The organism is Bradyrhizobium sp. MI1.3, assembly GCF_055811695.1.
Window position 1 is genome coordinate 1 of sequence record NZ_JBVVPQ010000191.1, and the last position, 1,936, is coordinate 1,936.

At 57.2% G+C, this 1,936-nt stretch carries 1 pseudogene; it reads left to right on the forward strand.

Going from position 1 to position 1,936, the window contains the following annotated elements:
- Window positions 1–634: 634 nt before the first annotated feature.
- Window positions 635–1,587, forward strand: a pseudogene (locus AC0L3A_RS40540) (TMEM175 family protein).
- Window positions 1,588–1,936 lie beyond the last annotated feature (349 nt).

The window sequence follows — 1,936 nt, forward strand, 5'->3', positions numbered from 1 at the left end:
AGCCCCGGCCGCCGTCAAATTGCTGCGTATGCAATTACTTCAGTCACGATGTGTTTCGGATGTTGTTGATTGGGGGCGGAATCGAGCGGGAAGCGGCAACCGCCGTCTTCACGGATTCGCCCCGTGTGGTTGCTCTTGCACGGCAGCGCCGACACGTCACCGTGGGCGGCGATGCATCTGGCCCGTAGGCGATGTAGCTACGTCTTTCGCTGACTGCTTGTTCAGTAAGAATAGCCGACTAGACCTGCTCGGGCTCTGCGCTTCGCGTTTTGACCCTGGCTGCGTGAAAACGTGAAATCTCGCGTAGCGCGGAGAATCTGCTTCTCAGATGGAGCGGCGTCGCAGTTCAGTATGCTCCTCACGCTCCCGGAACAGGCTTCTGAAGGAATGCTTTTCTCTGTAATTTGTGCGGCGCTGCATTTTTTACACAGCCAAGACCCATTGCGGACCTGACTGTCAAACGCGACGCTAAATTCAAACTTCAAGTAAGTCTCGGCCCGTAGTCTAGATTGTGGTCCGAATGCTGATGCGTAATGAAAATGCTTTTTAACGCGTTTAGCCCAAGACCAGCTTGCACGATCTGTCGGGCAACGCCGTTGCCACAACAATAACGTAAAGGGAGCCCCCGGCTACAATGGCATTTGAAGGTGCAGCTCGCCCAACCTGCAAGGGCGGACCGCCGGTGGTGCCCAACAACACAATCGTGCGGGCAGATTGTCCCGCCGCGAGTCTCGGTGCCAGCGCCGGTGCGAGAAGTGCTCCTGCGGAAATCTTTAGCGTCTCTCGTCTGTTCAACGTCACGGATCGCCCTCCACCTAAGCGACAGAATGCTACTGCTGAATGGCAGGACCGTCTACTTCGCTGTTCCGGTTTGAGCTTGCTTGGGAATGCCGCTTGTGGGCCTCAGCGAAGAGGCAGCATCGCTCTAGAGGTCCGCTTATTGAGGCATGGAAGACAAGATTTGCTCAGGCTGAGTTCTTCGCATTTTGACCCGCAGGAGACATGCGTTGAGGCCACTCCGTTAGTGGTGGCAACCTCCTCGGAGCTTGGGGTTGCTTCTTCGGTCTGGCCCGATTATCGTTTCTGTTGCAATCGCAAGGCAGTGGAACGGTGGAGGCCTGCGGTGCCCCGCGCTAGAGCGACCCCGGAGCGACTGAGCGCGTTTTCCGACGGCGTGTTCGCTGTCCTTATCACAGTATTGGTCTTAGAACTCCGCCGCCGGAGCAGCCGACCTTCCAAGCGTTGCTTGCGCTCTGGCCTACATGGCTAAGCTATGCTGTGAGCTACCTGTTCATCGCCGTTGTTTGGGCTAATCACCATCATCTCATGCGCTATGCGACAGATGCCACGCCCCGCCTGATGTGGTTTAATTTCGCGCATTTGTTTTCTGTATCGTTGCTTCCGCTCTCAACCGCTTGGATGGCCGTGAGCGAATTAGCCCCGCAGCCGGTTGCCTTCTACGCGGCAGTATTCTTCCTGGTGAACGCGACCTATATATTTTTGATCTTGGAGCTCATCGACCGCGCCCCGGTCGATGATACGCCGCCGAAGGTGCGCAGGGTCTCATGCGTGTCCGACCGATCGTAACTCTATGCCTTTTTGGGCTGGCCGCGGGTGTTGCGCTTAAATATCCTCTGGTTGGACTTGCCATTTGTTGTTGTTGTCTGACCGTCTATCTGAAACCCGAAGCGCCGGGAGCGTGAGCGAACGTGGGTTGCTAAGCCGCCTTTTGGCCATTGCCGACCTGCCACAAGCAACCGGTCCAGGACCGCTTATGACCCGGAACGGAAGGTCGCAGACCAAGACCGTCCGAACCTCTGGCACGGACACCACCCGACGAATCCGGCGGTGGCGCAAATGCGAAGTGCGGCGGCGTCTCCTAGGGCGACCTTCGCATAGACCAGAGGATAGCGTTCGTGAGGATTCGCTGGTAGCG